This window comes from bacterium (assembly GCA_024224155.1).
Classification (GTDB): Bacteria; Acidobacteriota; Thermoanaerobaculia; order Multivoradales; family JAHEKO01; genus CALZIK01.
This window is the reverse complement of sequence record JAAENP010000426.1, coordinates 1-3,568: the sequence shown is the minus strand read 5'-3', so window position 1 is coordinate 3,568 and position 3,568 is coordinate 1. Positions and strand designations below refer to the sequence as shown.

Below are 3,568 nucleotides of genomic sequence, written 5' to 3'. Positions count from 1 at the left end.
CGATGAGTCGAGCGGCCCAGGGCTCGAAAAGCGCGGGCACCAAGCCGTCATCATAGGCGTTGGCAACCGAGCTGTCCCCAAAACTGAAGTCACCGGATTCTGTCATTTGGGTTCCCCAGGCGTGCCCGAGTTGATCTTCATCTGCAGTTCCCTCCGGGAAATCTTCCCCGATTCCTGTCGGTGGACGGTCGGACTTGCAGGTATTTTACTCGCTGCGCTCTCGTCCCCCAAAGGCCAACATGAGCACGTCTATGAGCGCACTGAGGAAACCGGTCACGACCGGTTCGACAACTAGAATCCTGCCGGTCGGGGCGACAACATCCCGGCAATTGGTCAGTATCTTGATCGCCTCCTGTCAGGCCAATCGTGAACGACCCGCTTCAAGATGCAGACGTCGGCCCGAAAGGGCAGGCTCGCGAACATGTCGGCCTCGATCAGCTCGCAGCGCGCCTCCTCCTGGCTTCCACAGCCTCTGCCCCGCGGCGAAGGCCAGGATTGGGTGATCGGCCACTTGGCCGGCACGGATAGAAGGGCGTCGGGGACTACTCCCCACAGCAAAACGAAGCCCCTGAGCTCATCAAATCGAGTACCAGAAGCTTGACAAGTCAGCGCACATAGAAGAGCGTTCGCTCGCCCTGGCACTCGCCCCAGCGGGGCTCGTTCGAGATCTCGAACCGCACCTCGATGAGGCTGTAGAGCTGCTGCACCAGCTCCACGGCGAGCTCGCGCTCCTCCGAGGGCAGGGCGCCCAGCTCCAGCTCCCCCACCGCCATGGCGCCCTTCGGGAAGCGCTGCGCCAGGCTCCGGATCACCCCGCTCGACTCGGGCAGGTAGAGGCCCACCAGGTGCTCCGCAGCGAGGAACCGCTCGGCGAATTCCTGCGCGCGCTCCCGCTCGCCCTGCGACCAGGGCCCCAGGGCCAGCACCAACCTGCCCAGCGACTCCTGCGCCGGCGTCCTGGTCTCCACGGCACACCCGAGGGCGTAGCCCACCGGCAGCGTCATCATCAGCTTGAGGAAATCGCGACGCTTCCACTCCGACCGGCTCATGAAGCGTTCCTCCCTTCGAGGTGATCCGCCAGCCGGAGGGCCAGCGCGATGATCGTCAGCGTGGGGGGATTGGCCCCCATGTGCGGGAAGACCGAATTGCTCACCAGGTAGAGGTTCTCCTGCCCGAACACCTTGAGGTCCGGGTCGCACACGCCGTCGTCCGGCGAGTCGGCCATGGCCGTGGCGCCCGAGGGGTGGTAGCCCAGGCCGAATTCCGGCGGCGTGATCTCGGACATGTTCAGAGCGCCCATGGCCTCGCCGATCTCGGCCGCCACCTCGCCCATCTTCGCCGGGGCATTCCGGTCTCGATCGGTGAGCGTCAGGGTGATCCTGGCAACCGGCGATCCAAACGCGTCCAGCTGATCGGGGTCCAGGTCGAGCACGCCGTCGCCCCCGAGCTCCACCATGCCCGAGAGCGTCACCATGCGGGGGATGCTCTCGCGGAGCGCATCGAGGGAGAGCACCTCTCCCCGCGTCGCCCAGCTCGCGGCCTCCATGCCCACCGGGAACCAATCCATGGCCGGCGAGCCGAGCATCCAGAAGGTGTTCTCCTGGCGCCGGTCCGCGTGCACCCTGAAGTGCTCGGTGACCATGGTCTCGAAACCCAGCCGGCTTCCGGCATGCTGCCCGATGTCGTGGGTGACATAAGGGTGGACATGGTCGCTGAACCCCCGACCCAGCTGCCCGCCCTGGTTCCCCAGGCCGTCGCCGGCGGCGCTCTCGGCGGCCGAGAGGAGCAGGAGACGGGGTGTCTCGACCCCTCCCAGAGCCACCACGAAGCGCTCCGCCGTGACCACCAGGGGCGAGCGATCCTCCACCCGCAGCGCGTGGGCCGCCACGATCCGGTCCCCCGCAGGCGAGGTCTCCAGACGCCTCAGGCTCACGCCCGGCAAGATCGTCACGTTCTCCTGTCCCTCGATTGCCCGGATATGCACCCGGTCCGGCGAGTACCGGGCCCCCGAGGGACAGAACTTGCACGCCCGGCAAGCCAGGCACTCCGAGCGGCCGCCGTACGGCTCGGTAGGGATGGCGCGGGGCGAGGAGTGCCCGGTGATGCCCAGAGCCCCCAGCGCCGGACCGAAGATCTCGCGATCGAAGTAGGAGAACGCGTGGCCCGGCATGGGGAACGGCCCCGATCGGGCCGAGGCGTAGGGGTTGTCGTCGTTTCCGGCCACCCCGACCTCCCGTTCGGCGCTCAGCAGCCAGGGCTCGAGCTCGGCGTAGCCGATGGGCCAGTCGCGCCCGAAGCCGTACAAGGACCTCACCCTGAGATCGTCCTCGAGCGGGCGCCCCATGATGCCCTCGAAGTGCAGCGCGGTCCCCCCGATGCCGAACAACCGCTGGGCCGCCCAGTCCACGACCTGCCCATCGGGCTCGGCCGAGCCGTGCGGCGTGACCGTCCCGGCCGGCGCGTCGTCGTTGTAGTCGGCGTAGTCGCTGAGGGTCTCGACACCCCGACGCAGCAGGTCGGCGCGGTCCGCCTCCGAGTAGCTGAGGCCCTGGTCCAGCAGCACGATCCTCTTGCCGGTCGCCGCCAGCTTGGCCGCCAGCACCGAGCCCGCGGCCCCGGCCCCGGCAATGCAATAGTCTGCGCGAATCTCCTGGCTCAGGCGGTTCCCTCCTCTCAGCCGAGCACCGGACGGGTCTCCCGTCCGGCCAGGTGCACGTCCTGGTGCGCGTTGCCGGCCACCCTATCAGGAGCGCCGGGTGACGCACAGGCCTACTGCCACCGGTGTCCCGGTTTCTGCGTGGGGGCGGGGCCTGCCCCCGGCCCGGCTGATCTCCAGTCGACGACGACTCGCCAGAAAGGGGTGCGAGGGGCTCACCTCGCAGCCGGACCTGAGCGAGAAGTAGATTGTGAGAGCTCGAAGTCGGAGGTGCCTGCTGCCTTCAGCTCGCCTTCGAGATCGGCTTCGGCAGACGTTCGATACTCTCGCCTGCGCGGTACAAGTCGACCGCCTTCTGCGCATTTAGCTGGAACTCAGGCGTCGTGCCGAGCGCCGCACCGAACTTCGGAGCCATCTCGGTGGTGACGCCCTCGCGGCCGTTGACGATGCGGTTGATGACCTTGCTGTTGCAGCCAATGTGATCGGCAAGGGCCTTCTGGGTGAGGCCGAGCGGCACCAGAGACTCGTGGTGCAGGATCTCGCCGGGGTAGGTGGGTTTTCGGCAGAAGTGCTTCATCTCGGGTCCTTAGAGGATCCTGCGCCCGTCAGAGGTCTGGGCGAGAGGCCTCTGCCACGGGCCAGTCGCTGAGGGTTCCAGCGATCCCGTTTGGTCACCCTGATGGGCCCGACAACCCGCTTGGGTACCCTAACGGGAGAGATTTGGAACACCGTCTTCGCCCAACTCGAATCCTTTAACTCACTGAGGGACATGAGCTTAGCCGCCTGAGGCTTTCGCCCTGACGCGTGCTGACAACTGTCCGCATCGCCTCGGGGAGGTCCTGGACCGGACCGTTTGGAACACCCCTTCCAAACGACGCACCAAGTCCCGGAAGCTCGCTCAAGAAGCGCTCG

Annotated in this window: 4 protein-coding genes; all 4 read right to left on the bottom strand. The window is 67.0% G+C overall.

The features are described from left to right. Nucleotides 1–333 precede the first annotated feature (333 nt). Entirely contained in the window at nucleotides 334–558 is a 225-nt protein-coding gene (locus GY769_21205) for a hypothetical protein (protein ID MCP4204437.1), read from the bottom strand. Between the two features lie 47 nt (nucleotides 559–605). Continuing rightward, a complete protein-coding gene (locus GY769_21200; GenBank protein MCP4204436.1) occupies nucleotides 606–1,049 on the bottom strand; it encodes a hypothetical protein in 444 nt (147 codons plus the stop codon). Next, nucleotides 1,046–2,602 carry a GMC family oxidoreductase gene (locus GY769_21195; GenBank protein ID MCP4204435.1) on the bottom strand — a complete coding sequence of 519 codons (1,557 nt, stop codon included), beginning with the start codon at nucleotides 2,600–2,602 and terminating at the stop codon, nucleotides 1,046–1,048. The genes GY769_21200 and GY769_21195 overlap by 4 nt, the downstream gene beginning before the upstream one ends. A 337-nt stretch (nucleotides 2,603–2,939) precedes the next feature. After that, nucleotides 2,940–3,233 (bottom strand): HigA family addiction module antidote protein, encoded by a 294-nt coding sequence (locus GY769_21190; GenBank protein ID MCP4204434.1) that lies wholly within the window; start codon nucleotides 3,231–3,233, stop codon nucleotides 2,940–2,942. Nucleotides 3,234–3,568 lie beyond the last annotated feature (335 nt).